Raw genomic sequence first — 23,507 nt, 5'->3', positions numbered from 1 at the left:
ATGAAGAAATTTATTGAATCATTTATTAATGTTTGGAAAATTGAGGAACTAAAAAACAGAATCCTATTGACTATAGGTTTGTTATTGGTTTATCGTTTTGGGGCTCAAGTGACTCTTCCAGGTATTGATGCGACACAATTAGCAAATTTGGCTGGACAAACAGAAAACGGAATTGGTTCAATTCTAGACATGTTTACTGGTGGAGCTTTTTCTCAAGCATCAGTTTTCGCCTTGGGGATTATGCCTTATATTTCTGCATCTATTGTTGTTCAGCTTATGGGAATCGCGGTTCCTTATTTGCAAAAACTACAAAAAGACGGTGAGAGCGGTAGAAAGAAATTAAATCAAATCACACGTTGGTTAACAATTGGTATCACTCTAGTTCAAGCTCCAGGTTACATCTATAACCTTTACAGAACTATACCAAATGCTATCATTGCTGGAACTAATCCTGAAATGATTTCTCAATTCTCATTCTTGTTTTCTTCTGTGACTATCTTAGTTACAGGGACAATATTTGCAATGTGGTTGGGTGAAAAAATTACTGATAAAGGAATCGGAAACGGTATATCGCTATTGATTATGGTGGGTATATTGGCAAGACTTCCTCAAGCTTTTATTCAAGAATTTACATCTACAATTACCAATAATAATGGTGGTCCGATGTTGTTGGTTCTTGAAATTATCATTTGGTTATTGGTTATTATAGCTTGTATCCTTTTGGTAATGGCGGTAAGAAAAATTCCAGTTCAATATGCAAGAAGAACAGTTTCTGGCGAATTTGAACAAGACGGTAACAGACAATGGATTCCATTAAAGCTTAATGCATCTGGTGTAATGCCAATCATTTTTGCACAAGCTATTATGTTTATTCCGGCAGCTGTTGCAGGATTGTCAGACTCAGAAACATCTCAGTCAATTGCTGGAGCTTTCAGTAACATGTTCGGATTTTGGTACAACTTTGTATTTGCAACATTGATTGTAGTATTTACTTATTTCTATACAGCAATTACAGTTCCTACCAATAAGATGGCAGATGATTTGAAAAGAAGCGGTGGTTTTATTCCAGGTATCAGACCAGGAGTTGAAACATCAGACTTTTTAGATAAAGTGATGTCTTTAATAACTTTCCCAGGTTCTTTATTCCTTGCGCTAATAGCTGTGTTCCCAGCGATTCTTGTAAGTATTATGAACGTACAGCAATCTTGGGCAATGTTTTTTGGTGGTACATCATTGATTATTATGGTTGGAGTTGCTATAGATACTATACAGCAAATCAATTCATATTTGTTGAACAAACATTATGATGGATTGATGAAAAGTGGTAAAAACAGAAAAGCAGTAGCTTAATTTATGGCTAAACAATCAGCAATAGAACAAGACGGATCAATCATTGAAGCATTGTCAAATGCAATGTTCCGTGTAGAATTAGAGAATGGACATATTGTAATCGCACACATTTCTGGAAAGATGCGTATGCACTACATCAAATTATTACCAGGTGATAAAGTGAAACTGGAAATGAGCCCTTACGATTTGTCAAAAGCAAGAATTACTTATAGATATTAAAGGATATGAAAGTTAGAGCTTCAGTAAAAAAGAGAAGTGCCGAGTGCATCATTGTGCGTAGAAAAGGCAGATTATATGTGATCAACAAAAAGAATCCTAGATTTAAACAAAGACAAGGATAATTATGGCAAGAATAGCAGGGGTAGATATCCCGAAAAACAAAAGAGGAGTTATCGCTTTGACTTATATCTTCGGAATAGGAAGAAGTAGAGCTATTGAGATTTTAGAAAAAGCTCAGGTAAGCCAAGATAAAAAAGTTCAAGATTGGAATGACGACGAGATCGGAGCAATTCGTGAAGCTGTATCGTTCTTTAAAATTGAAGGTGAACTACGTTCAGAAATTTCTTTAAACATCAAACGTTTAATGGATATCGGATGTTACAGAGGAATCCGTCACAGATCTGGTCTTCCATTAAGAGGACAAAGAACTAAGAACAACTCTAGAACAAGAAAAGGTAAAAGAAAAACTGTTGCTAACAAGAAAAAAGCAACTAAATAATAAGTAGTATGGCTAAAGCAAGTGTAAAAAAACGTAAAGTTATCGTTGAATCAACGGGTGAAGCTCATATTTCTGCTACCTTCAATAACATCATCATTTCTTTGACTAACAAAAAAGGTGAAGTTATCTCTTGGTCTTCAGCTGGTAAAATGGGTTTCAGAGGTTCTAAAAAGAACACTCCGTATGCAGCTCAAATGGCAGCAGAAGATTGCAGTAAAGTAGCTTTAGAGGCTGGACTTAAAAAAGTGAAAGTTTATGTAAAAGGACCAGGAAACGGACGTGAGTCTGCTATCCGTTCTATTCATAACGGTGGAATTGAAGTAACAGAAATCATTGACGTTACTCCAATGCCTCACAACGGATGTCGTCCTCCAAAAAGACGTAGAGTTTAATTTTTGCATCTCGCAAAGATTAAAAACATAAATTAATAAGTATAACGAAAAGGTAGAACAAGATTATCGGAGGATTTGACCTGAATTCATAATCTCTACCTTAATTTAAAATTTTAAAATGGCAAGATATACTGGTCCTAGTACAAGAATCGCTCGTAAATTTGGTGAAGCGATCTTCGGAGATGACAAATCTTTCGAAAAAAGAAATTACCCTCCTGGACAACACGGGATGGCTAAAAAAAGAGGTAAAAAATCTGAATATGCTGTCCAGTTGATGGAAAAGCAAAAAGCTAAATATTCTTACGGAATTTTAGAAAAACAATTCAGAAACCTTTTTGAAAAAGCATCTGCTTCTAAAGGAGTTACAGGTGAAATCTTATTACAATTATGTGAAGCAAGACTTGACAACGTAGTATTCAGAATGGGGATTGCTCCATCTAGAAGAGGTGCTCGTCAAATCGTATCTCATAGACACGTTACCGTAAATGGAGAAATTGTAAACATTCCTTCATACCACTTGAAACCAGGTGACGTTGTTGCTGTTCGTGAAAAATCTAAATCTTTAGAAGCTATCGAACGTTCTTTATCAAATTCAAGTAAAGTTTACGAGTGGATCACTTGGAATAACGAAACAAAACAAGGTACTTTTGTTTCTGTTCCTGCAAGATTGCAAATTCCAGAAAACATTAAAGAACAACTAATCGTCGAATTGTACAACAAATAATAATTGACTTAGTCGAAATTATGGCAATATTTAATTTTCAGAAGCCCGATAAAGTTATCATGATCGATTCAACCGATTTTGAAGGTAAATTTGAATTTAGACCTTTGGAACCAGGTTATGGATTGACTGTTGGTAATGCACTTAGAAGAGTTTTGCTATCTGCTTTAGAAGGATATGCAATTACATCTGTTAGAATTGAAGGTGTAGACCACGAATTTTCTACTATCTCAGGAGTTGTTGAAGACGTTACAGAAATTATCCTTAATCTAAAACAAGTACGTTTCAAACGTCAAATTGAAGATATCGATAACGAATCAGTTACCATCTCGGTTTCTGGTAAAGACCAACTTACGGCTGGCGATTTTCAAAAATATATCTCAGGTTTTCAAGTACTAAATCCAGAACTAGTTATCTGTAATTTAGACAGCAAAGTAAACCTTAATATCGAATTGACTATCGAAAAAGGTAGAGGTTACGTTCCTGCAGAGGAAAACAAAAAACAAAATGCGGCAATCGGAACAATCTTTACAGATTCTATTTTCACACCAGTGAAGAATGTAAAGTATGCAATCGAAAACTTCCGTGTAGAGCAAAAAACAGATTACGAAAAATTAGTTTTTGAAATCAAAACTGATGGTTCAATTAATCCAAAAGATGCCCTTACTGAAGCAGCAAAAGTTTTGATCCACCACTTTATGTTGTTTTCTGATGAGAGAATTACACTAGAGGCCGACGAAATCGCACAAACTGAATCATACGATGAGGAATCATTGCACATGAGACAATTGCTTAAAACTAAGCTTGTTGATATGGATCTTTCAGTTAGAGCATTAAATTGCTTGAAAGCGGCTGAAGTTGATACACTTGGAGATTTAGTATCCTTCAATAAAAATGACCTGATGAAATTCCGTAACTTCGGTAAGAAATCTTTAACTGAACTTGATGAACTTGTAGCAGTTAAGAATCTAACTTTCGGAATGGATTTGGCAAAATACAAATTAGATAAAGAATAAATTACTTCATATTTTGCTCTCCAAAGAGGATTGAAGCAAGATGAAGTTAAAAAACACACGTCATGAGACACGGAAAAAAATTCAATCACTTAAGCAGACAGAAAGGGCATAGAGCCGCAATGTTGTCTAATATGGCTTGTTCTCTAATCGAGCACAAACGTATCAACACTACTGTTGCTAAAGCAAAAGCGCTTAAACAATTCGTTGAGCCTTTGATTACAAAATCAAAAGAAGATACAACTCACAACCGTCGTATCGTTTTCTCTTACCTAAAAAGCAAATATGCCGTAACTGACTTGTTCAGAGACGTAGCTGCAAAAGTAGGAGATCGTCCAGGTGGTTACACACGTATCATCAAAGTTGGAAATCGTTTAGGAGATAACGCTGATATGGCGATGATCGAATTAGTAGATTTCAACGAACTATACAACGGTGGTAAAAAAGAAGTTAAAAAAGCAAAAAGCCGTCGTGGTGGTAAAGCTAAAAAAGATGCTGTTGAAGCAACTCCAGAAGCTAAAGCACCAGAAGCTCCAGTTGCTGAAACTGAAAACACTGAGTCAGCTGAATAATGAAATTCACTATTCAATAAAAATCAAGGATAAACTTTTATTAGTTTGTCCTTTTTTTTTGTTCAGAAGCGAAGCGCTTGGGCATTTTCAGCAATCCATGTTCCTGCCTTCCTTCCAAATCTTTTTATTTTTTTAAATAAAAAAACAAAAAGGATTTTCCCTCCAGTCAGGGCTAAGGAGGAAACAAGAGGAATACTTTTAAACTTTAGGCTTTTTAAAATTGCAACCTTTAGCCGAAACAACTAAATTTGCAAACCGTAACTACAACTACACACAACAACTACAACTAATGAAATATACAACACGACAAAAAGCCATCCTGCTACTAGCTGACGGAACCATCTTCCACGGAAAATCAATCGGAATCGAAGGAACAACCTTTGGAGAAGTTTGCTTCAACACCGGAATGACAGGCTATCAGGAAATCTTTACCGATCCGTCTTATTTCGGACAAATCATGATCACCACCAATCCACACATTGGAAATTATGGTGTAAACGAAAAGGAAGTAGAGTCCGATTCCATCAAGATTGCCGGATTGGTTTGCAAGAATTTTAGTTTCAACTATTCACGTCCAGATGCTTCTGAAAGTCTGGAAGATTATTTCAAGAAACAAAACCTGATTTGTATTTCGGATGTCGATACAAGAGCACTTGTAGCGTATATCCGTGACAATGGAGCAATGAATGCTGTCATTTCAACCGACGGAAAATCTATTGAAGAATTGAAAGCGGCACTTTCTGAAGTACCTGATATGAAAGGACTTGAATTGGCTTCAAAGGTTTCTACAAAAGAACCTTATTTCTATGGAAATGAAAATGCAAAATATAAAATCTCGGCACTTGATTTAGGAATTAAGGAAAATATCCTGCGCAACTTCGCCAAAAGAGATTGCTACATCAAGGTATTTCCTTATAATGCAACTTATAGCGATTTGGCTGAATTCAATCCAGACGGATTCTTTCTTTCAAACGGACCTGGTGACCCAGAACCTTTGACGGGTGTAATTGAAGTGGCTAAAGAGATTTTGGCAAACAACAAACCGCTTTTCGGAATTTGTCTTGGACACCAGATTATAGGATTGGCCAACGGAATCTCTACTTTCAAGATGTTTGGAGGACACAGGGGAATCAATCATCCTGTGAAGAACCTTTTGACTGGTAAAGGAGAAATCACTTCGCAGAACCACGGTTTTGCCGTAAGCAGAGAAGGAGTAGAAAGCCATCCAGATTTAGAAATCACGCACGTACACATCAACGATAATACTGTGGCGGGAATGCGAATGAAGAGCAAGAATTGCTTTTCGGTACAATACCATCCAGAAGCAAGTCCTGGACCACACGATTCAAGCTATTTGTTTGATGAGTTTATCGAGAGAATATAATAAAATTTACAAAAACCTGCAGGTCGATGATTTGCAGGTTTTTTATTGGAGTTTTGGAAATGTTTCCAAAGGGCAAATGATTTTCCCTCTAGCCCTGATGGAGCCATTGTCTGAGCTCTTGAACTGCCTGATAAGGCAGGGCAAAGCGAGTGGCTCCAGCAGGAAAATGGATTCCAAGAAGCCCGAAAGATTCGCTTCTACTAATTTTTAAAAACCAAATTTTACTAAAACGTTTGAGTTGATAAGATTCTATTTTTTACTGAAATCATTGCTAAACTTATAATATATTTGTAGATATAAATGTGTAATTCATAATTTAAACAAACAAAAAATGAGCATTATTATTAAAATTCACGCTAGACAAATTCTAGATTCAAGAGGAAATCCTACGATAGAAGTTGATGTTATTACTGAAAACGGTGTGCTTGGAAGAGCAGCAGTTCCTTCTGGAGCATCGACTGGAGAGCACGAAGCGGTAGAGTTGCGTGATGGCGGTAAGGCATTTATGGGGAAAGGAGTTTTGAAGGCTGTTGAAAATGTAAACTTGAGAATCGCTGAGGAATTGGTGGGAACTTCAGTTTTTGAACAAAACTTGATCGACCAGACGATGATTGAATTGGATGGTACTCATAATAAGTCGAACCTTGGTGCCAATGCTATTTTGGGAGTTTCTTTGGCTGTAGCCAAAGCTGCCGCAGCAGAATTAGGATTGCCATTGTACAGATATGTTGGTGGGGTTTCTGGAAATACATTGCCGGTTCCGATGATGAACATCATCAATGGAGGTTCGCACTCTGATGCTCCGATTGCTTTCCAGGAGTTTATGATTATGCCGGTTAAGGCAAAATCATTCACGCATGCAATGCAAATGGGAACAGAAATTTTTCACAATTTGAAAAAAGAATTACACGATAGAGGTTTGAGTACGGCTGTTGGAGACGAGGGTGGTTTTGCACCCAACTTGGCTGGTGGTACTGAAGATGCTTTGGATTCTATTAAAAAAGCAGTTGAAAAGGCTGGATATAAATTTGGTGAGGAAGTAATGATTGCACTTGACTGTGCAGCTTCTGAGTTTTATGTAAACGGAAATTACGATTACAAGAAATTTGAAGGCGAAGGCGGAAAAATCAGAAGTTCGAAAGAGCAGGCGGAATATTTGGCTGAATTGAGCCAGAAATACCCAATCATTTCAATTGAAGACGGTATGTATGAAGACGACTGGGACGGATGGAAATACTTGACAACTTTGATTGGCGATAAAGTACAGTTGGTTGGAGACGATTTGTTTGTAACGAATGTGCAACGTTTGAAAACCGGAATCGATAAAGGAATTGCCAATTCAATCTTGGTAAAAGTAAACCAGATTGGTACTTTGACTGAAACTATTGCAGCGGTAAATATGGCACACAATGCGGGCTATACTTCTGTAATGTCGCACCGTTCTGGAGAAACTGAGGATAATACAATTGCAGACTTGGCGGTTGCATTGAACTGTGGTCAAATCAAGACTGGTTCGGCTTCACGTTCTGACCGTATGGCAAAATACAATCAATTGTTGCGTATTGAAGAGGAATTGGGAAGCACGGCTTACTTTCCTGGAGTAAACGCTTTCAAGATCAAGAAATAATAAGCTTTAGGTTTTTTTATAGAAGGCCCGGACAAAAGTTCGGGCTTTTTTTTATATAACTTTTTGAAAAGCATCTCTCGGCGTGCCGTCGCTGACATAAATAACACCACAATAGACAAAACCATTTTTCTTCAAGAAGTTTTGCATTGGAATATTTTCGTGTAAAGTATCCACCCGAATATTATTGGTTTTTGTAAATGCAAAATCAAAGGCTTTCTGGGCAATTCCTTTATGAGTTCTTCCCGAAGCCAATCTGTGGATGACACCGTAAGGTTTGTCGTTGAGCCAATTTCCTTCAATGATGGTATAATTAGGGTCAGGATTATCGCCTAACATCAAACAAAAATAGCCCACCACTTCATTGTCTGCACTACATATAAAAGCATGTTTATTTGCAATGTCTTCCAAGATCGTTTCTCTTGATGGATAACCGTTTGTCCACTGGGTGGTGTTGCCGTTTTCCCTCATGATGATTCTAGCTTGGTCAATGATGTTTAGGATAGTATCAATATTGACTTTAGTCGCTTCTTGTATCTGCATGAATTGAATTTTAGTATTCAAAAATACTACTATAAAAGGAAAAAGCCGACGCTGTTAACATCGGCTTTGGTATTATTTCTTTTTTTTATTTGATTTCTTTTTGCTCTTCGCTTTTGCCTTGACTTTGCGTTTTTTAGCCTTTTCTTTGGCTTTGCTTTTCTTAGCGTTGGCTTTCTTCTTCTTTTTCTTTGCCTTTAGTTTCTTCGCCAATTCTTTTTTTGCCTTCTTGATTTCTGCCTTCTTCTTATCCTCTTTTTTAGAAGCTAATTTTGCCGGTTTTGATTGTTTTTTGGGCTTCTCTATTGGCTCTTCCTCAATTTTAGGTTCTTCTTTCGGCTCTTCTATTTTTGTTTCTTCGATGATTTCTGAATTTTCATCCTTCTTCTCTTCAACTTGTATCTCTTCTGAAGGAGTTGTTTCTATTTGTTCGGAAACGGTTGCCATATTTTGAACAGTTTCTTGTGTTGTATCTTCAATAGGGGCAGCAGGGGTAGCTTTTCTCATACTTTAAAATGTAAATGGGTTTAAAATTCAATGTTAAGTAAATGTTATCTGAATGTAAATTTACAGTCAACAAAGATAACGCATAAAACTATTCGCCAATGTTAAGTTTTTACGTGCAAAATTTCAGTTTGAATGAAATATATCTATCAAAGTTTCGTTTTGGATTTAACCAATCTTTTAAAGTATGAAACCAACTATTACTTTGTCTATCCTATTAGCATTTTTCTTTGGCACCTCGCATGCCCAGCTTAAAAAAAGTCTCGATTATGATACGGCAAAGATCGAAGCCAAAGCCAACAATAAAGATATCATGATTGTACTTACAGGCTCTGAATGGTGCAAGCCTTGTGTAAAGATGAAAAAAAATGTCTTCGAAAACCAAGAATTCATTGATTATGCAACAGAAAGGTTTGTGATTTTTGAAGTAAACCTCGACCGTCATTGGGATATGGATTCAAAAGTATATAAAGATTACTCTTATTTCAAGGATAAGTACCAATCGAATGCCTTGCCAACCTTGATTATACTTGGTTCCGATGAAACGAAAAAAGCGGTCATTTCGGAGAAATTAACTTCTTTTGAAAAAACCATGGAACACTTGAAACAAATAAAATAGCAGAAGTAGCTATAATAAAGAAAGCCGATACAAACTGTATCGGCTTTCTTTTTATTTAAGAATTAAGATTAAAGATCTCCTTGGATGTAGACTGAAACAGGGAAGTATCCTTCGTTGTTTGCAAATACTGCATCTGGAACTTCAATTTTAAAGGAGTGATTTCCTTGGTTCAGATCTGGCAAATCATAGGCGCGGATTGGAATTATATCTCCAGGACACCAGTTGCTAAAAGACAGCCATGTAGCCAGCGAGCGAGGCGAAGGACCGTAAATTCCATTTGGTTGTGTGTTGTACATTCTATAAGGCTCGCATGATTTTCCTCCTGGGATGTAAGTATCTACCAAGGAACCGTCAAAGTATATGAAATGTTCTCTTCGATTGTATTCCTCACCATTGGCATTTGCCCCGTGATTTGAAGTAATTACATATAGCTTGGCATTTGTAATGCCAGACGGAACATTGAAGTTATAGGTTCTTACCGTTTGTCCTACAATATCTGTTCCTGATGCATCGTATTTTTTAAGTTCAGTGTAGGTAACGATTGGAACAAAAAGCTGGTTTGTGTGCTCGTAGCTTTCATCTGTAGATATGAATTTCAAGGTTCCTTCAAAAACGTCGTTTCTTCCTGCACATCCTTGAACTTCCTGATTTGCCGCATACGGTACTCCGAAAACATTAAGCTCAATCCAGAAATCATACATATCATTGATGGCAGGATCGTTGAAAAGTAGCGCAAGATTATCGGTATCGAAAACATAATCTACTTGTGTAGGAGCGATATTCTTGTTCATAAAAGGGGTAATGAAACGACCTACTTCAAGACGCTTTACAACATTGTCAACATCGAAAGCATTTCCTTTGCTTACCATATTTACAAAAACACCACCAATCCTATCATAGTTGTCGCATAAAGCACCGATGGTAACTTTCAGTTTTAGCTTGTTGCTTAATGATGCAATTTGCGTAGGTGTAAGTTTTGTAACATAAGAGGCATTGCTCTTACGGATAGTTCCGGCTTGCACTGGATTGCTTACTGTAGCGGCATATCCGTCATAGAAAACAACCTTATTGAATATGGTTACTTCGGTAGATACTGCAGTTACGGTAACTGTAATTGGAGCAGATGTAAGCAATTGTCCATTATTGTCGAAAGTAGCTTTCACTTGATAAGTTCCAGTTGCGGCAGGTGTAAAAATATTCGAGTCGATAGGAGTATCGTTTACGAAATAGGTAACTCCGGTTGTCAATTGCGCCATATTACTGGCCACGACGCCTAATGTGAAATTTTGTCCGATTTCAATAATTTCTGGAGTAGCCGTCACTGTGATTCCTGTGATTGGAATTGCTGTAGCTGTAATTGTGATTTCGTTGCTTACCAAAGTTTTGTCTTCAAGCATGTATTTTGCAACCACTTTGTATTCTCCTGCTGCTTCGGGAGAGAAAACATTGTTTGTGATTTGAGTGTCATTTACATAGAATGTAGATACTGCTGTAAGATCTTCATTGGTATTTGAAAGCACGCTCAAAGTTGTGGTATCGTCCACTTGAACTGTAGTGGCGGTAGCCGATAGCACAATTGCGCTGAGGCCAACGGTGTCGTCTTCCTTGTTGCAGGAAACTATCAATAGGAATGAGGCAAAAAAGGTTAGAAACCTAGTGGAGATTTTCTTCATAATTAAAAGTTTGGTTGTTAGGTTGGGTTTAAGTTGCGTAAAGCTATGATAAAAATTTGAATTGTAAATTGTAAATTGTGAATTGGTTCCGCAAGGGTATGTTGCTCCAGAAGGATAATGTAGCTTTTGAGCATGTTTTTTCAAATTCTCGGTCAAAACGCTCAAATTCTAAATGGTTGATTCTTTATTGAAAGTAAACACTATTTTTGTTTGAAGCAATCTGCAGTTATTTGGCTATGAAAAAAAATACCTCACTTCTATTATTCTTTTTCTTCGGACTCTTTTCGGTGTTGGCTTTTGGTCAAAATAAAGCCATCGACAGTCTTCAACTTGCCTTGAAAAATGCTAAAAATGATATTGATAAAGCCCAGTTGCTGAATGCGATTTCGGTGGAATATCAATCGAGCAATCCGAAATTGGTTTTGGAATTTGGGAACAAAGCCTTGCAATTATCCAAGAAAATAAAATTCAGGCTGGCGGAGGGGACTTCCTATCTTAATATAGGAAACGGGAATATCCTGCTGGGGAATTATCCGGATGCGCTGAGAAGTTTTAGCGATGCGCAAGCGGTATTTGAAAAAGAACTTGAAAGCAATTCATCTGATAGGAAACAAGAAATCAAGAACGGACTGGCCAGGGCCTACGGAAGTATCGGGATTGTTTTTTCGGAACAGAGCAATTATACAAAGGCTTTGCATTATCATTTGAAGTCGGTGAAGATTTATGAAGAAATTAATGATTTGGGCAGATGTGCACGGGTGTACAACAATATCGGGATTGTCTATAAGGCGCAGGGCGAGGATTTCAAGGCATTGGATTATTATATAAAATGCTTGAAAATTCAGGAAAAAATTCAGGACGAAACGATAGGCATTACTACGACCAACATTGGGAATATTTATCTTGACCAGAAGAATTTTGCGAAAGCATTTGACTATTATACGAAGGCGAAACAGTATTTTGAGCGGTTTCCGAACCAAGTAGGTTTGGGTGAATTGTATAATAATCTGGGACTGTATTATTATAAAACGGGAAATGCCACCGAAGCTTTGGCACACTATAACAAGGCATTGACGGTTTTTGGAGCTATCGATAACAAGTTTGGGATTTCGGATTCCTACTACCATATAGGTGAGGTTTATATGGGGCAAAAAAAGTATGAAGAGGCTTTGGTTGCTACCAATAAAGCGCTGGCTTTGGCAAAAGAACTCGACGTGATGGAGCAGGTGAAGAATACGGAGCTACGGCTGAGCGCCATTTATGAAAGGCTGCACCGACCGGCGGAAGCACTGGCGCACTACAAGATGTTTACGGTTGCGAAGGACAGTGTGAGTAATTATGAGAACATCCGCAACAGCGTGAGGGCGGAAATGAATTTTGAATTTGAGAAAAAGGAGGCGCTGCAGAAAAAGGAGCGGGAGAAGCGGGAACTGATTTACAGCGAGCAATTGAAAAGGCACCAGCAACAGATTGGGTTTGTGATCCTATCGCTTTTATTGGTGGTGGGGATTGTATTCTTGTTCTACAACCGTCTGCAGTTGAAGAAAACGCTGACGTTGCAGAAGGACCTTGCGGAGTATGAGCAGAAAGCACTGCACTTGCAGATGAATCCTCATTTTGTATTCAATTGTTTGGGGTCGATTTCGAGTTTTATTGTGCAGAACGGGACGGATTCGGCTATAAAATATCTTTCGAAATTTTCTAAATTGATGCGATTGACGTTGGAGTATTCGAAGGAATCTTTGATTCCGATTGACAAGGAAATTGAGAGCCTGCAGAATTATCTGGAATTGGAACAGCTTCGTTTCAACAAGAAATTTGAATTTAATATTACGAAAAGCAGCGAACTTGAAGACGATATGGCTTTGCCACCCTTGTTGTTACAGCCTTTTGTAGAGAATGCGATCATTCATGGATTGATTCCGAAAAAGGAAAGAGGGTATATTGATATTGATTTTTCGATTGAGGATCAAAGCCTGGTGTGCAAGATTATCGACAACGGGATTGGTTTTAATAAATCGAAGGAGTTGAAGGAAAATTTGGTTTCGGTACACAAGTCGATGGCGTTGGATATTACGCGGAAGCGACTGGAAATGATGGAGGCGATAACGGCAAAGACATCGCATGTGGAAATTGAGGAGCGTATTGCGGCAAACGGAGAAATTATGGGGACGATTGTGGTGTTGAAATTGCCGATTCAGTATATTAAATAGAGATTAAAAGGATTAAAATATTTAGGGATTTCCAATACATACACTATGATTACAGCTTTACTTATAGACGACGATCAGAATTTACGGAATGGGATGAAGGGGCTTTTGGAGCGTTATGCTCCGGAAATCCATATTTTGGGTGAAGCAGATTCTGTGAAGACGGGGATTGAGGCGATTGATAAATGGAAGCCTCAGGTGGTTTTTTTGGATATTCAATTGGGCGACGGGACAGGGTTTGATATCTTGGAACAGCTTGCGCTGAAAAACGGAAAGTCGTCTTCGCATATTGTTTTTATTACAGCACATGAGCAGTATGCCATAAAGGCATTCCGATTTAGTGCGTTGGATTTTTTGTTGAAGCCTGTAGATCCGGAGGAATTGCAGAAAGTGGTGGAGAAAATCAAAAATGTGCTGAAGCAGAACGATGGTTATGCGCATATTGACTTGCTGTTGGAAAATATCCGAAAGAAGGTGGATAATTTCAAGAGGATTGCGCTTTCAACTTCGGACGGGATTCATCTTTTTGAAATAAGCGACATCATCCGATGTGAGAGTGAAGATAATTATACGAAGTTCTATATTAAGAACAGCAAGCCAATCATGATTTCGAAAACCCTGAAGGAATATGAGGAGATGCTGACGGAACATGGGTTTGAAAGGATCCATCAGTCGCATTTGATTAATCTATCGTATTTGAAATCCTATATCAAGAAGGATGGAGGTTACGTGGTGATGGCGGATAACTCGAACCTGCCGATATCGCAACGCAAAAAGGAACGCTTGCAGGAACTTTTGAAGACGATTTAGTGGAATTCTAATTGAAAACCGTCGAATACTCATTTGTGCAAAATTGATCGTAAAGGAGAATTATCTTTATAAAAAACATTTTCAGCAATTATAAATTACCCCTAAATATGAAAAAAATACTACTCTTATTGTTGTTTATCTCCTCGAGTTTGTATGCTCAAATTCCAATTGGACAGGCTAATGATTTGTTGGCTTGTAATGATAGTGGAGACGGTGTTGAAACTTTCGACCTGACTTCTGTTGAAATGGCGGTTCTAAACGGTTTGAATCCATCGGAGTATTCGATTGATTATTATACTAGTCTGTCAGATGCAGAAACGGAGGAGGGAGCTATTGAATTTCCTATGAATTATGTAAATACTACAAATCCTGAGATAATTTATGTGCGGGTGGAAGAGATTGCAGATCCTACCAATTTTGAGGTTGTAACTTTTGAATTGAGGGTGAATGAGCCCCCTGTTTTTAGTATCAATGATATTACTATTTGTGAAGGATCAACTGGACTTTTGGATTCGGGATTAAACCAAGGGCTTTATAATTTTCAATGGTATTTTGGTTCTTTACCAATTGGAGGTACTATTGGAGGGAGTTATCTGGCAACACAAGCGGGAACTTATTCAGTAGTGGTAACACATATATTATCGGGATGCAGTTATGAGGATAGTGCTGTTGTGACGGTTGTACCTGGAGCAACTGCTGTAATAGCTGGATATTCTTTGGAAGACCAATGGATCCAAATAGAGGGAACACCAGGTGCAGAAGTTACCTATACTATTGATGGTATTAATCCGATTTCGGTAGTTATTAGTTTATCAGGAGCTCTTCAGGTTAGTTTACCTGTTTTGCCGTCTAATTCTATTTTCTGCTTAACAAGTGTGACTTCTTCTACAGTGCCATTTTGTACTATTGCTTTATCCAATTGTACTGCCCTTATTGATAATCCAACAGACATTGTAAATATTCCTGATGCTAACTTTAAGGCTAAATTAATAGAGTTAGGAATTGATACTAATAACGATGGCGAAATTCAATATTCTGAAGCCGCTGTAGAAACCGGAACGTTATATGTGTCGGGTTCTAATATAGCAGATTTGACAGGACTCGAAGCTTTTGTAAATTTAACGGGTCTTTATTGCTCGGGTAATAATTTGACCCAAGTAGATGTCAGTCATATTCAAGGTGATAACTTTGATTTTTCGTCAAATCCTAATTTACAATACATCAATATGAAGAATGGGATTAGCAATGGCTGTGTAGTTTTATTAGGAGATTGCTGTGATCATATATGTGCCATGTTTCTGGATCTACCCTCTTTGCAATATGTTTGTATTGACGAAAACGAGGCAGTTCCAGGAAATGATTGGCTTGTGACTGAAGGGATTAATCTAAATAGCTATTGCTCTTTTTTTCCTGGAGGAAATAATAATACGATAACAGGCTCAGTAGTATTTGATTTTGACAATAATGGCTGTACTGATAATGATGCCCAGCCTTTTATTAAAATGAATATCATTAATGGATTGCAAGAAGGAACAAGCTTTGCAGATGAAACTGGGAATTATATTTTTTATACCCAAGAAGGAAACTTTACAATAACGCCACAGTTAGAAAATTCATCATTATTTACGATTTCGCCAGCCAATGCAACTGTGAATTTCCCAACCAATAATAATTCCGTTTCAACCAATAATTTCTGTATCACTCCAAATGGAGTAGTGCCAAATGCAGAAATCGTGGTAGCTCCGGTAACTCCAGCCCGTCCAGGTTTTGACGCTGAGTATAGAATTGTTTACAAGAATACAGGAAATCAGGTACTTTCGGGACAGGTTTATTTCTATTATCAAGATGCAGTTTTAGACTTGGTGAGTACAAGTGAGCCGACTTCTGCCCAAGCAACAGGACTGCTAACATGGAATTATACAGATTTGCATCCTTTTGAATCAAGAAGCATCAATGTGATTTTGAATGTAAACGGTCCGATGGAAACACCGGCAGTAAACAATGGAGATGAATTGACTTTTAATGTGGCATTGAATCCGATAGACAATAACGAGATTGTCTTCTCCTATCCTCAAATTGTTGTTGGTTCTTTTGATCCGAATGATATTATTTGTTTGGAGGGTGAAAATGAAGCTCCATCGGCAATTGGGGATTATCTGCATTATATTGTGAATTTTGAAAACACAGGAACAGCTCCGGCAGAAAATGTGGTTATAAAAGTAGAAATTGATACAACGAAATATGATCTTCCGAGCTTGCAGCTCTTGAGCGGTTCGCATCCGGTTGAAGCAAGGGTAAAAAATAATGTTGCCGAATTCATTTTTAAAACCATCAATTTAGAAACCAATGGACACGGGAATATTCTATTGAAAATACGATCAAAAGAATCACTGGAAGTTGGAGCAACGGTAACTAAGAAAGCGAATATTTTCTTTGATTATAATTTTCCGATCCTAACGAACGATGCCAATACTACTTTTCAGGATCTTTCGGTAGAAGAACATTTGCAGGACAATACGATAGCAGTTTATCCTAATCCAAGTCGGGATGTAGTGAATATAGAAGCAAGTTCTGTAATCAATTCGGTTCAGGTTTATGATATCCAAGGTAGATTGTTGATGACGCATTTGGCAAGCGACTTGAAAACGAGTATTGATATTGCAGATAAAACCAGCGGTATCTATTTCTTTAAAATTTATTCTGATAAGGGAATAAAGGTTGAAAAAATCATTAAAAAATAAGTCTATAATGCTGGCAAGGTACTGATGTATTTTGCCAGCTTTTGTTTTAAAAAGATTACTCAATGCGAATTCTAATTTGAAACATACGAATACTCATTGACCCAAAATGAATCAGAAAAGCCGAATTATCTTTATAAAAAAATAATTTCAGCAATTAAAAACACCAAAAATGAAAAAAATATTATTCTTACTGTTGTTGACTTATGGGTTTTCGAACGCCCAGATTGTTAACATTCCGAATGAAGCTTTTAAGGCAGAACTGTTATCGGCCAGTCCGACGGTGCAAAAGGCCCAAAACTTTAGCGACCAATGGATTAAAATTGACGCCAACAATGATGGCGAGATTCAAGAAAGCGAAGCACAACAGGTGAAGCTGTTGGCTATTTCTGAATTGTTAGTTTTCAACGTTACAGGTATTAATGGCTTTAGTAATCTTGAATCTTTGAGGATCAATACGTCTTTGATATCATCGCTTGACGTTAGCGGGTTGGCTAATCTAAAGACGTTGACGTGTCTTAATATGCCTATCCTTTCGACGCTAAATGTAAACGGAGCAACTGACCTGAACAATTTATCTTTATTCAGCTTGCAGAATCTTACGACTTTAAATATTAACAATCTGACAAATCTGGAAAAGCTAACCTGTTTGGGTATTTCGGTTGCCAGTTTGAATATTAGCGGTCTTTCTAATCTTTCTGAAATTCTGTATTCAGGAAATGCATCTACGACTACTATGATTCTTAATGATCTTCCAGGCCTTACAAAGCTTGATTGCGCTTTTAATAATCTTAATGTTTTAACCGCTACAGGACTTACGGCGCTTACGGATTTGAATTGTTCTGGAAACCAACTGACCAACTTAAATGGTTTTCTAAATCTTGTGAAATTGAATTGTGAAAACAATAAGCTTACGACGCTGAATGTAACGAGTTTGAACGCATTAACCGAATTGTATTGCGGTGGGAACGAGCTTACCAGTTTGAATGTAGATGGGCTTGAAAGTCTTACGAAGTTGTCTTGCAGTCATAATAAATTTACCACTTTTAGCTTGAGTGATCTTCCTAATTTAGTGAGTTTGGATTGTGGTAATAACAATAATCTTATCAGCGTGACCTTGCAAAACTTGCCAAGTTTACAAGACTTTAAAGTAATTGGTAATGTTAACAGTAGTGTCCAACCGCTGGGACAAATGACGAGTTTAAATTTGAGCGGTTTGCCTAATTTGCAAAAATTAGAATGCAATAATGGAGTGTTGACTTCTTTGAATTTAAGTGGATTGGCGAGTTTGACAGAACTAAACTGCAGTAGAAATCAAATTACAAATTTGAATGTAAGCAACTTGCCCAATCTGCAAAAACTAGTTTGCGATACCAACCCTATTGCCAATTTGGATGTTTCTAATCTGACCAATTTGACCGAATTGACTTGCGCAGGTGGATATGTTGTTGCCGGACAAATGACCAGTAGTTTGACTTCTTTGAATGTTAGTGGCTTGACTAATTTGAAAAAACTGTATTGTTCTTTTAGTATGCTAAACAATTTAAATCTTTCGGGTTTGAGCAGTTTGGAGGAATTGTATTGCGATGGAATCTCTAATGATTTAGGGCAACTCGCTTCTTTAAATGTAAACGGTTTGACCAACTTGAAGAAATTGAGTTGTAATAATCAGCAACTTTCAAGCTTGAATGTAAGCAATTTGGTTAATCTTACTGATTTGTATTGTTCTCACAACCATATTACAAGTTTGGACTTGACGGGATTGACTAATCTTAAAATATTGGATTATACCTATAATCAATTATCCAATTTGAATCTAGTTGATTTGCCAAATCTTGCAAGCCTAAAATGTTCTCAAAACCAATTGATAACATTGAATGTGCTTAATTTGACCAGCCTTACGGATTTGGATTGTTCGTACAATCAGCTTACAACCTTAAATTTGAGTGGTTTGAATAGTCTTGTAAAACTGGATTATTCCTATAATCAGCTTACGCTTTCAAATATAAGCGGTTTGTCAACAAATCTAAAATCATTAAACTGCGATTCAAATAGCTTGGCTAGTTTAGACGTAAGTGGTTTGACAAATTTGGAAACTTTAAGTTGTAAAGAAAATCAAATAACAGGTTTGGATGTAAGTAGTTTGACAAATCTGAAGTTTTTAGATTGTACTAGCAATCAACTGGCAAGTTTAGAGCTATTCAATTCTCCGAATCTTGAAGTATTGTATTGCGGTCAAAATCTGATAGACAATCTAAACGTTTTCTGGCTCAACAGCTTAAAGCAATTGCATTGTAGTAATAATCAACTTACGAGTTTTGATTTGAGCAATAGTAATAATTTGACGCACTTGGACTATTCTAATAATTCAATTCCGAATTTAGATGTAAGCAATTTAATCAACTTGCAACTTCTAGGATTGGCGGGGACTCAAAGTACGGTTTTGGACTTGGGTAATTTGCACCAGCTTAATATGTTGTACTGTAATGATAATTTGCTCACAACCTTGGATGCCAATAATGCAACATTTCTGAATGTGTTGGATTGCAGTAATAATCAACTTTCAACATTATTTATAAAAAACGGAAGAGATGAACAGGATCTAAATTATTCTGGAAATCCGAACCTTGTTTATATCTGTGCAGATTCTTCGCAAATAGAAAGTATTCAGACCCATTTGAATGATAGCAATATGGACGCAACCGTTTGCAATACCTATTGTTCTTTTGAGCCAGGAGGAAACAACAACACTATAACGGGAATCACCATTTTTGATTTCAATAACAATGGATGTGATGTGGGCGATGAGGTAAATTCATTTATCCGACTTGATATAAACGATGGTACTGAAACAGGTTCGACGGTGACAAACATCAACGGGACTTATAATTTCTATACCGATGCAGGCACTTTTGTAATAACGCCAAATATTGAAAATCCAAGTTGGTTTAATTTTTCACCAGAATCGTCAACCTTCACTTTTACAACTGATAACAACATCGCAACACAGAATTTTTGTATTGCCGCTGTGAGTATGCATCAAGATATAGAAGTAGTTTTTGCACCTTTGGAACCTGCCCGTCCTGGCTTTGATGCCACGTACAAGGTGGTTTATAAAAACAAAGGGAATCAAATGGTTTCTGGTGCGGTTAATTTAATTTTTGATGATGCAAGAACCGATTTAGTTTCGGCTGAACCAACGGTGGATATTGTTGGAATCAATTCACTTACCTGGAATTATGAAAACCTGATGCCTTTTGAAAACAGAAGCATTGTGATAAGGCTTAATGTAAACGGACCAATGGAAACGCCAGCTGTTAATAATGGTGATGTTTTAGATTTCACAGCTTCAATAACGCCAGTTGCTACCGATGAGTTGCCGTTGGATAATCAATTTGCTTTCAGTCAAACCGTTGTAGGATCTTTTGATCCGAATGATATTGTTTGTATTCAAGGTGATAATCTCTCTCCATCAGAAATTGGAAATTACCTTCACTACATAGTAAATTTTGAAAATACAGGAACCGCTCCGGCAGAAAATGTAGTAATTAAGATAGACATAGACGCGACAAAATATGATGTTTCAAGCTTGCAACTCTTGAATGGTTCGCATCCTGTAGAAGCAAGAGTGAATAATAACACAGCTGAATTTATCTTCAAGAGTATTCAACTCGATACAAACGGGCATGGAAATATTTTATTGAAAGTGAAATCAAAAACATCATTGAACGATGGAGATACAGTAACCAAAAAAGCGAATATTTTCTTTGATTACAATTTCCCTATTCTGACGAATGATGCCAATACCACATTCCAAGATCTTTCGATTGATGAACATTTAATGGATAATTCAATAACCATCTATCCAAATCCAAGCCGTGATGTATTGAATATCGAAGCTAGTTCTGCTATAAATTCGGTTCAGGTTTATGACATTCAAGGAAGATTGTTGATGACGCATTTGGCAAGCGATTTGAAAACGAGTATTGATATCGCCGATAAAGCTGATGGAGTTTATTTCTTTAAGATAAATTCCGACAAAGGAATTAAAGTTGAAAAAATAGTTAAAAAGTAGACCAATTAAATAATCTGTTTTTTATTCTAAACCCACGGAGCCATAACCGTGGGTTTTTTATTTTTTAGGAGTATATATCAATTTTGCATATTTTATACAATTATTAACGATTTCGTTGCACTATTCATTTTTTAATTCAATTGCAATTCCTTAAGTTTGTTAAATTATTATATCAAGAATAAAATACAAAACAATTATGTCAAAAACAGCAATATTAGAAATCGATGGTAAAAAATTCGAATTTCCTGTAATTCAAGGGAGTGAAGGAGAAGTTGCAATCGATATCAACAAATTACGTGATTTAACAGGAATAATAACGATGGATCCGGGTTATAAAAATTCAGGATCTTGCAAAAGCGATATTACTTTCCTAGATGGTGAAGAAGGAATTTTACGTTACAGAGGTTACTCTATCGAAGATTTGGCTGAAAAAGCAGATTTCCTAGAAGTTTCTTATTTGGTAATCTTTGGAGAATTGCCTACAAAACAACAATTGCACCAGTTTGAAGAAGACATTAGAAAGTATACCTTGGTAAATGAGGAAATGAAAAACATCATTGATGGTTTCCCAAAAACAGCTCACCCGATGGGCGTTTTATCTTCATTGACAAGCGCATTGACAGCTTTTAATCCAAAAGTTGTAAATGTTGATAATGAAAAAGAAATGTACGATACGGTTTGTAAAACAATGGGTAAATTCCTTGTTTTGGCAACTTGGACGTTCAGAAAAAGTTCTGGTTTCCCATTGAACTATTACGACAATACAAAAGGATATGTTGAGAATTTCATGCGTTTGATGTTTGAATTGCCAACTGGACCTTATGAAATCAATCCGGTTGTAGTTTCTGCATTGGATAAATTGTTTATCCTTCACGCAGACCACGAACAAAACTGTTCTACTTCAACAGTAAGAATGGTTGGTTCTTCTCAATCAGGATTATTCGCTTCTATCTCTGCAGGAGTTTCTGCACTTTGGGGACCACTTCACGGTGGAGCGAACCAAGCTGTTTTGGAAATGCTTGAAGCCATCCAAAAAGATGGTGGAGATGCAGATAAATACATGGCGAAAGCAAAAGACAAAGATGATCCTTTCCGTTTGATGGGCTTCGGACACAGAGTTTACAAAAACTTCGATCCAAGAGCAAGAATCATCAAGAAAGCGGCCGATGAGGTTTTGGCAACTTTAGGTGTTGACGATCCAGTTTTGGCTATCGCTAAAAAATTAGAAGAAGCGGCTTTGAACGACGACTACTTCAAATCTAGAAACCTATATCCAAACGTAGATTTCTATTCTGGAATCATCTACCGTGCTTTGGGAATTCCAACAGATATGTTCACTGTAATGTTTGCCATCGGACGTTTGCCAGGATGGATCGCACAATGGAAAGAAATGCGTGTAAACAAAGAACCAATCGGAAGACCAAGACAAATTTATACAGGTCATCCTTTAAGAGACTTTAAAACTGTAGAAAACAGATAATAGTCTTATAGTATTTCAAAAACCTCTCCAATTGTGAGAGGTTTTTTTATGGAATTTATTTAATCGATAAATTAACGACTATTACGATAAGAAAACTTCAATAATCGAGTCCCTTTTTTTATATTTGCCTACCTATGACAACAAAATGCCGTAGGAAAAGCCAAAAGCTATGTTGCAATTAAATGTAAAAAACGAAACATCAAGATTAAGGGCCGTCGTACTCGGCTCGGCAGTAAATAATGGTCCAACGCCTACAGCAGATGAAGCCTACGATCCTAAATCTTTAGAACACATCTTGGCAGGGACTTATCCAGTTGAAAAGGATATGGTTGCGGAAATGGAAGCCTTCAATAAGGTATTCGAGAAATATGACGTGAAAGTTTTTCGTCCTGAAATGATTGAAAACTATAATCAGATTTTCTCACGAGATATAGGATTTGTAATTGACGATACTTTCATAAAAGCCAACATTTTGCCAGATCGTGAAAGAGAATTGGATGCGATTCAATATGTAATCGACCAAATGGATCCTAAAAAAGTGGTTCGACCTCATGAAGAAGTACATATTGAAGGTGGTGACGTGATGGTTTGGAACGATTATATTTTTATCGGAACCTACAAAGGAAGCGATTATAAGGATTATATCACTGCAAGAACCAATATGGAAGGTGTGCAATACATCAAGGATTTGTTTCCAAATAAGATTGTAAAGGAATTCGATTTGGTAAAATCTAAAATCGAGGCTCGCGATAATGCATTGCACTTGGATTGTTGCTTCCAACCTGTCGGAACCGATAAAGGAATTATTTATAAAAGTGGTTTCCGCGAAGAAGCCGATTATATGTATCTGGTAAAACTTTTTGGAAAGGAAAATCTTTTTCACATCACCAGAGATGAAATGTACAATATGAATTCAAATGTATTTTCAATTGCTCCAGATGTTGTGGTTTCTGAAAAAAACTTTACAAGACTAAACAACTGGCTTAGAGAAAAAGGATTTACAGTTGAAGAAATTCCTTATGCTGAAATTGCCAAACAAGAAGGGCTTTTGAGATGTTCAACTTTACCGTTAATTAGAGATTAA

The 23,507-nt window shown here is 37.0% G+C and carries 21 protein-coding genes; 18 read left to right on the top strand and 3 right to left on the bottom strand.

The window, feature by feature from the left end:
- From secY to eno, 11 genes are all read left to right on the top strand, one after another.
- Positions 1–1,350 carry a preprotein translocase subunit SecY gene (secY, locus tag ACI6PS_RS05440; RefSeq protein WP_421011539.1) on the top strand — a complete coding sequence of 450 codons (1,350 nt, stop codon included), beginning with the start codon at positions 1–3 and terminating at the stop codon, positions 1,348–1,350.
- Between the two features lie 3 nt (positions 1,351–1,353).
- On the top strand, positions 1,354–1,569 hold the full coding sequence (infA, locus tag ACI6PS_RS05435; protein ID WP_007136545.1) for a translation initiation factor IF-1: 216 nt from the start codon (positions 1,354–1,356) through the stop codon (positions 1,567–1,569).
- Positions 1,570–1,574: 5 nt separating this feature from the next.
- Positions 1,575–1,691, top strand: a complete 117-nt coding sequence (ykgO, locus tag ACI6PS_RS05430; RefSeq protein ID WP_002987490.1) for a type B 50S ribosomal protein L36 — start codon at positions 1,575–1,577, stop codon at positions 1,689–1,691.
- Positions 1,692–1,693: 2 nt separating this feature from the next.
- On the top strand, positions 1,694–2,068 hold the full coding sequence (gene rpsM, locus ACI6PS_RS05425) for a 30S ribosomal protein S13 (protein WP_421011538.1): 375 nt from the start codon (positions 1,694–1,696) through the stop codon (positions 2,066–2,068).
- Positions 2,069–2,076: 8 nt separating this feature from the next.
- Positions 2,077–2,460: a 30S ribosomal protein S11 gene (gene rpsK / locus ACI6PS_RS05420; protein ID WP_421011537.1), complete on the top strand. Its 384-nt coding sequence runs from the start codon at positions 2,077–2,079 to the stop codon at positions 2,458–2,460.
- Between the two features lie 118 nt (positions 2,461–2,578).
- On the top strand, positions 2,579–3,184 hold the full coding sequence (gene rpsD, locus ACI6PS_RS05415; RefSeq protein WP_421011536.1) for a 30S ribosomal protein S4: 606 nt from the start codon (positions 2,579–2,581) through the stop codon (positions 3,182–3,184).
- 20 nt (positions 3,185–3,204) lie between these two features.
- Positions 3,205–4,197, top strand: a complete 993-nt coding sequence (locus tag ACI6PS_RS05410) for a DNA-directed RNA polymerase subunit alpha (protein ID WP_421011535.1) — start codon at positions 3,205–3,207, stop codon at positions 4,195–4,197.
- A 62-nt stretch (positions 4,198–4,259) separates the two neighbouring features.
- Positions 4,260–4,766: a 50S ribosomal protein L17 gene (rplQ, locus tag ACI6PS_RS05405; protein ID WP_421011534.1), complete on the top strand. Its 507-nt coding sequence runs from the start codon at positions 4,260–4,262 to the stop codon at positions 4,764–4,766.
- Positions 4,767–5,055: 289 nt separating this feature from the next.
- Positions 5,056–6,150 (top strand): glutamine-hydrolyzing carbamoyl-phosphate synthase small subunit, encoded by a 1,095-nt coding sequence (carA, locus tag ACI6PS_RS05400; protein ID WP_421011533.1) that lies wholly within the window; start codon positions 5,056–5,058, stop codon positions 6,148–6,150.
- Entirely contained in the window at positions 6,128–6,361 is a 234-nt protein-coding gene (locus ACI6PS_RS05395) for a hypothetical protein (protein ID WP_421011532.1), read from the top strand. The genes carA and ACI6PS_RS05395 overlap by 23 nt, the downstream gene beginning before the upstream one ends.
- A gap of 120 nt (positions 6,362–6,481) precedes the next feature.
- On the top strand, positions 6,482–7,777 hold the full coding sequence (eno, locus tag ACI6PS_RS05390; RefSeq protein ID WP_421011531.1) for a phosphopyruvate hydratase: 1,296 nt from the start codon (positions 6,482–6,484) through the stop codon (positions 7,775–7,777).
- A gap of 51 nt (positions 7,778–7,828) precedes the next feature.
- Here the strand turns inward: eno and ACI6PS_RS05385 are convergent, their stop codons facing one another.
- Together ACI6PS_RS05385 and ACI6PS_RS05380 are read right to left on the bottom strand one after the other, a co-directional pair.
- On the bottom strand, positions 7,829–8,317 hold the full coding sequence (locus ACI6PS_RS05385; RefSeq protein ID WP_421011530.1) for a GNAT family N-acetyltransferase: 489 nt from the start codon (positions 8,315–8,317) through the stop codon (positions 7,829–7,831).
- A gap of 72 nt (positions 8,318–8,389) precedes the next feature.
- Complete coding sequence (locus ACI6PS_RS05380; RefSeq protein ID WP_421011529.1) at positions 8,390–8,821, bottom strand: hypothetical protein; 432 nt, start codon at positions 8,819–8,821, stop codon at positions 8,390–8,392.
- A gap of 184 nt (positions 8,822–9,005) precedes the next feature.
- On the opposite strand from ACI6PS_RS05380, the gene ACI6PS_RS05375 reads away from it, so the two are divergent.
- Positions 9,006–9,437 (top strand): thioredoxin family protein, encoded by a 432-nt coding sequence (locus ACI6PS_RS05375; RefSeq protein ID WP_421011528.1) that lies wholly within the window; start codon positions 9,006–9,008, stop codon positions 9,435–9,437.
- 68 nt (positions 9,438–9,505) lie between these two features.
- Here the strand turns inward: ACI6PS_RS05375 and ACI6PS_RS05370 are convergent, their stop codons facing one another.
- A complete protein-coding gene (locus ACI6PS_RS05370) occupies positions 9,506–11,110 on the bottom strand; it encodes a peptide-N-glycosidase F-related protein (RefSeq protein WP_421011527.1) in 1,605 nt (534 codons plus the stop codon).
- 236 nt (positions 11,111–11,346) lie between these two features.
- Between ACI6PS_RS05370 and ACI6PS_RS05365 the strand changes: the two genes are divergently transcribed.
- From ACI6PS_RS05365 to ACI6PS_RS05340, 6 genes are all read left to right on the top strand, one after another.
- Entirely contained in the window at positions 11,347–13,323 is a 1,977-nt protein-coding gene (locus ACI6PS_RS05365) for a tetratricopeptide repeat protein (RefSeq protein WP_421011526.1), read from the top strand.
- 45 nt (positions 13,324–13,368) lie between these two features.
- On the top strand, positions 13,369–14,130 hold the full coding sequence (locus tag ACI6PS_RS05360; RefSeq protein WP_421011525.1) for a LytR/AlgR family response regulator transcription factor: 762 nt from the start codon (positions 13,369–13,371) through the stop codon (positions 14,128–14,130).
- Positions 14,131–14,237: 107 nt separating this feature from the next.
- The gene (locus tag ACI6PS_RS05355) at positions 14,238–16,871 is read left to right on the top strand and encodes a DUF7619 domain-containing protein (RefSeq protein ID WP_421011524.1); all 2,634 of its coding nucleotides are present in this window, start codon (positions 14,238–14,240) and stop codon (positions 16,869–16,871) included.
- A 169-nt stretch (positions 16,872–17,040) separates the two neighbouring features.
- Positions 17,041–20,943: a DUF7619 domain-containing protein gene (locus tag ACI6PS_RS05350; RefSeq protein ID WP_421011523.1), complete on the top strand. Its 3,903-nt coding sequence runs from the start codon at positions 17,041–17,043 to the stop codon at positions 20,941–20,943.
- 196 nt (positions 20,944–21,139) lie between these two features.
- The gene (locus tag ACI6PS_RS05345; protein WP_421011522.1) at positions 21,140–22,423 is read left to right on the top strand and encodes a citrate synthase; all 1,284 of its coding nucleotides are present in this window, start codon (positions 21,140–21,142) and stop codon (positions 22,421–22,423) included.
- A gap of 169 nt (positions 22,424–22,592) precedes the next feature.
- Complete coding sequence (locus ACI6PS_RS05340) at positions 22,593–23,507, top strand: dimethylarginine dimethylaminohydrolase family protein (protein ID WP_421011521.1); 915 nt, start codon at positions 22,593–22,595, stop codon at positions 23,505–23,507.

The sequence above is a fragment of the Flavobacterium sp. PLA-1-15 genome, assembly GCF_049060005.1.
GTDB lineage: Bacteria > Bacteroidota > Bacteroidia > Flavobacteriales > Flavobacteriaceae > Flavobacterium.
The sequence above is the reverse complement of the archived record's forward strand: the minus strand, read 5'-3'. Positions and strand labels throughout refer to the sequence as shown.

Coding starts and splice junctions, on each gene's coding strand:
- rplQ (WP_421011534.1), top strand. CDS start 4,260: ATGAGACACGGAAAAAAATTCAATCACTTAAGCAGACAGAAAGGGCAT.
- eno (WP_421011531.1), top strand. CDS start 6,482: ATGAGCATTATTATTAAAATTCACGCTAGACAAATTCTAGATTCAAGA.
- ACI6PS_RS05385 (WP_421011530.1), bottom strand. CDS start 8,317: ATGCAGATACAAGAAGCGACTAAAGTCAATATTGATACTATCCTAAAC.
- ykgO (WP_002987490.1), top strand. CDS start 1,575: ATGAAAGTTAGAGCTTCAGTAAAAAAGAGAAGTGCCGAGTGCATCATT.
- infA (WP_007136545.1), top strand. CDS start 1,354: ATGGCTAAACAATCAGCAATAGAACAAGACGGATCAATCATTGAAGCA.
- ACI6PS_RS05380 (WP_421011529.1), bottom strand. CDS start 8,821: ATGAGAAAAGCTACCCCTGCTGCCCCTATTGAAGATACAACACAAGAA.
- ACI6PS_RS05340 (WP_421011521.1), top strand. CDS start 22,593: ATGTTGCAATTAAATGTAAAAAACGAAACATCAAGATTAAGGGCCGTC.
- ACI6PS_RS05350 (WP_421011523.1), top strand. CDS start 17,041: ATGAAAAAAATATTATTCTTACTGTTGTTGACTTATGGGTTTTCGAAC.
- ACI6PS_RS05360 (WP_421011525.1), top strand. CDS start 13,369: ATGATTACAGCTTTACTTATAGACGACGATCAGAATTTACGGAATGGG.
- ACI6PS_RS05370 (WP_421011527.1), bottom strand. CDS start 11,110: ATGAAGAAAATCTCCACTAGGTTTCTAACCTTTTTTGCCTCATTCCTA.
- ACI6PS_RS05375 (WP_421011528.1), top strand. CDS start 9,006: ATGAAACCAACTATTACTTTGTCTATCCTATTAGCATTTTTCTTTGGC.
- ACI6PS_RS05355 (WP_421011524.1), top strand. CDS start 14,238: ATGAAAAAAATACTACTCTTATTGTTGTTTATCTCCTCGAGTTTGTAT.
- ACI6PS_RS05345 (WP_421011522.1), top strand. CDS start 21,140: ATGTCAAAAACAGCAATATTAGAAATCGATGGTAAAAAATTCGAATTT.
- carA (WP_421011533.1), top strand. CDS start 5,056: ATGAAATATACAACACGACAAAAAGCCATCCTGCTACTAGCTGACGGA.
- rpsM (WP_421011538.1), top strand. CDS start 1,694: ATGGCAAGAATAGCAGGGGTAGATATCCCGAAAAACAAAAGAGGAGTT.
- ACI6PS_RS05365 (WP_421011526.1), top strand. CDS start 11,347: ATGAAAAAAAATACCTCACTTCTATTATTCTTTTTCTTCGGACTCTTT.
- rpsD (WP_421011536.1), top strand. CDS start 2,579: ATGGCAAGATATACTGGTCCTAGTACAAGAATCGCTCGTAAATTTGGT.
- ACI6PS_RS05395 (WP_421011532.1), top strand. CDS start 6,128: ATGAGTTTATCGAGAGAATATAATAAAATTTACAAAAACCTGCAGGTC.
- rpsK (WP_421011537.1), top strand. CDS start 2,077: ATGGCTAAAGCAAGTGTAAAAAAACGTAAAGTTATCGTTGAATCAACG.
- secY (WP_421011539.1), top strand. CDS start 1: ATGAAGAAATTTATTGAATCATTTATTAATGTTTGGAAAATTGAGGAA.
- ACI6PS_RS05410 (WP_421011535.1), top strand. CDS start 3,205: ATGGCAATATTTAATTTTCAGAAGCCCGATAAAGTTATCATGATCGAT.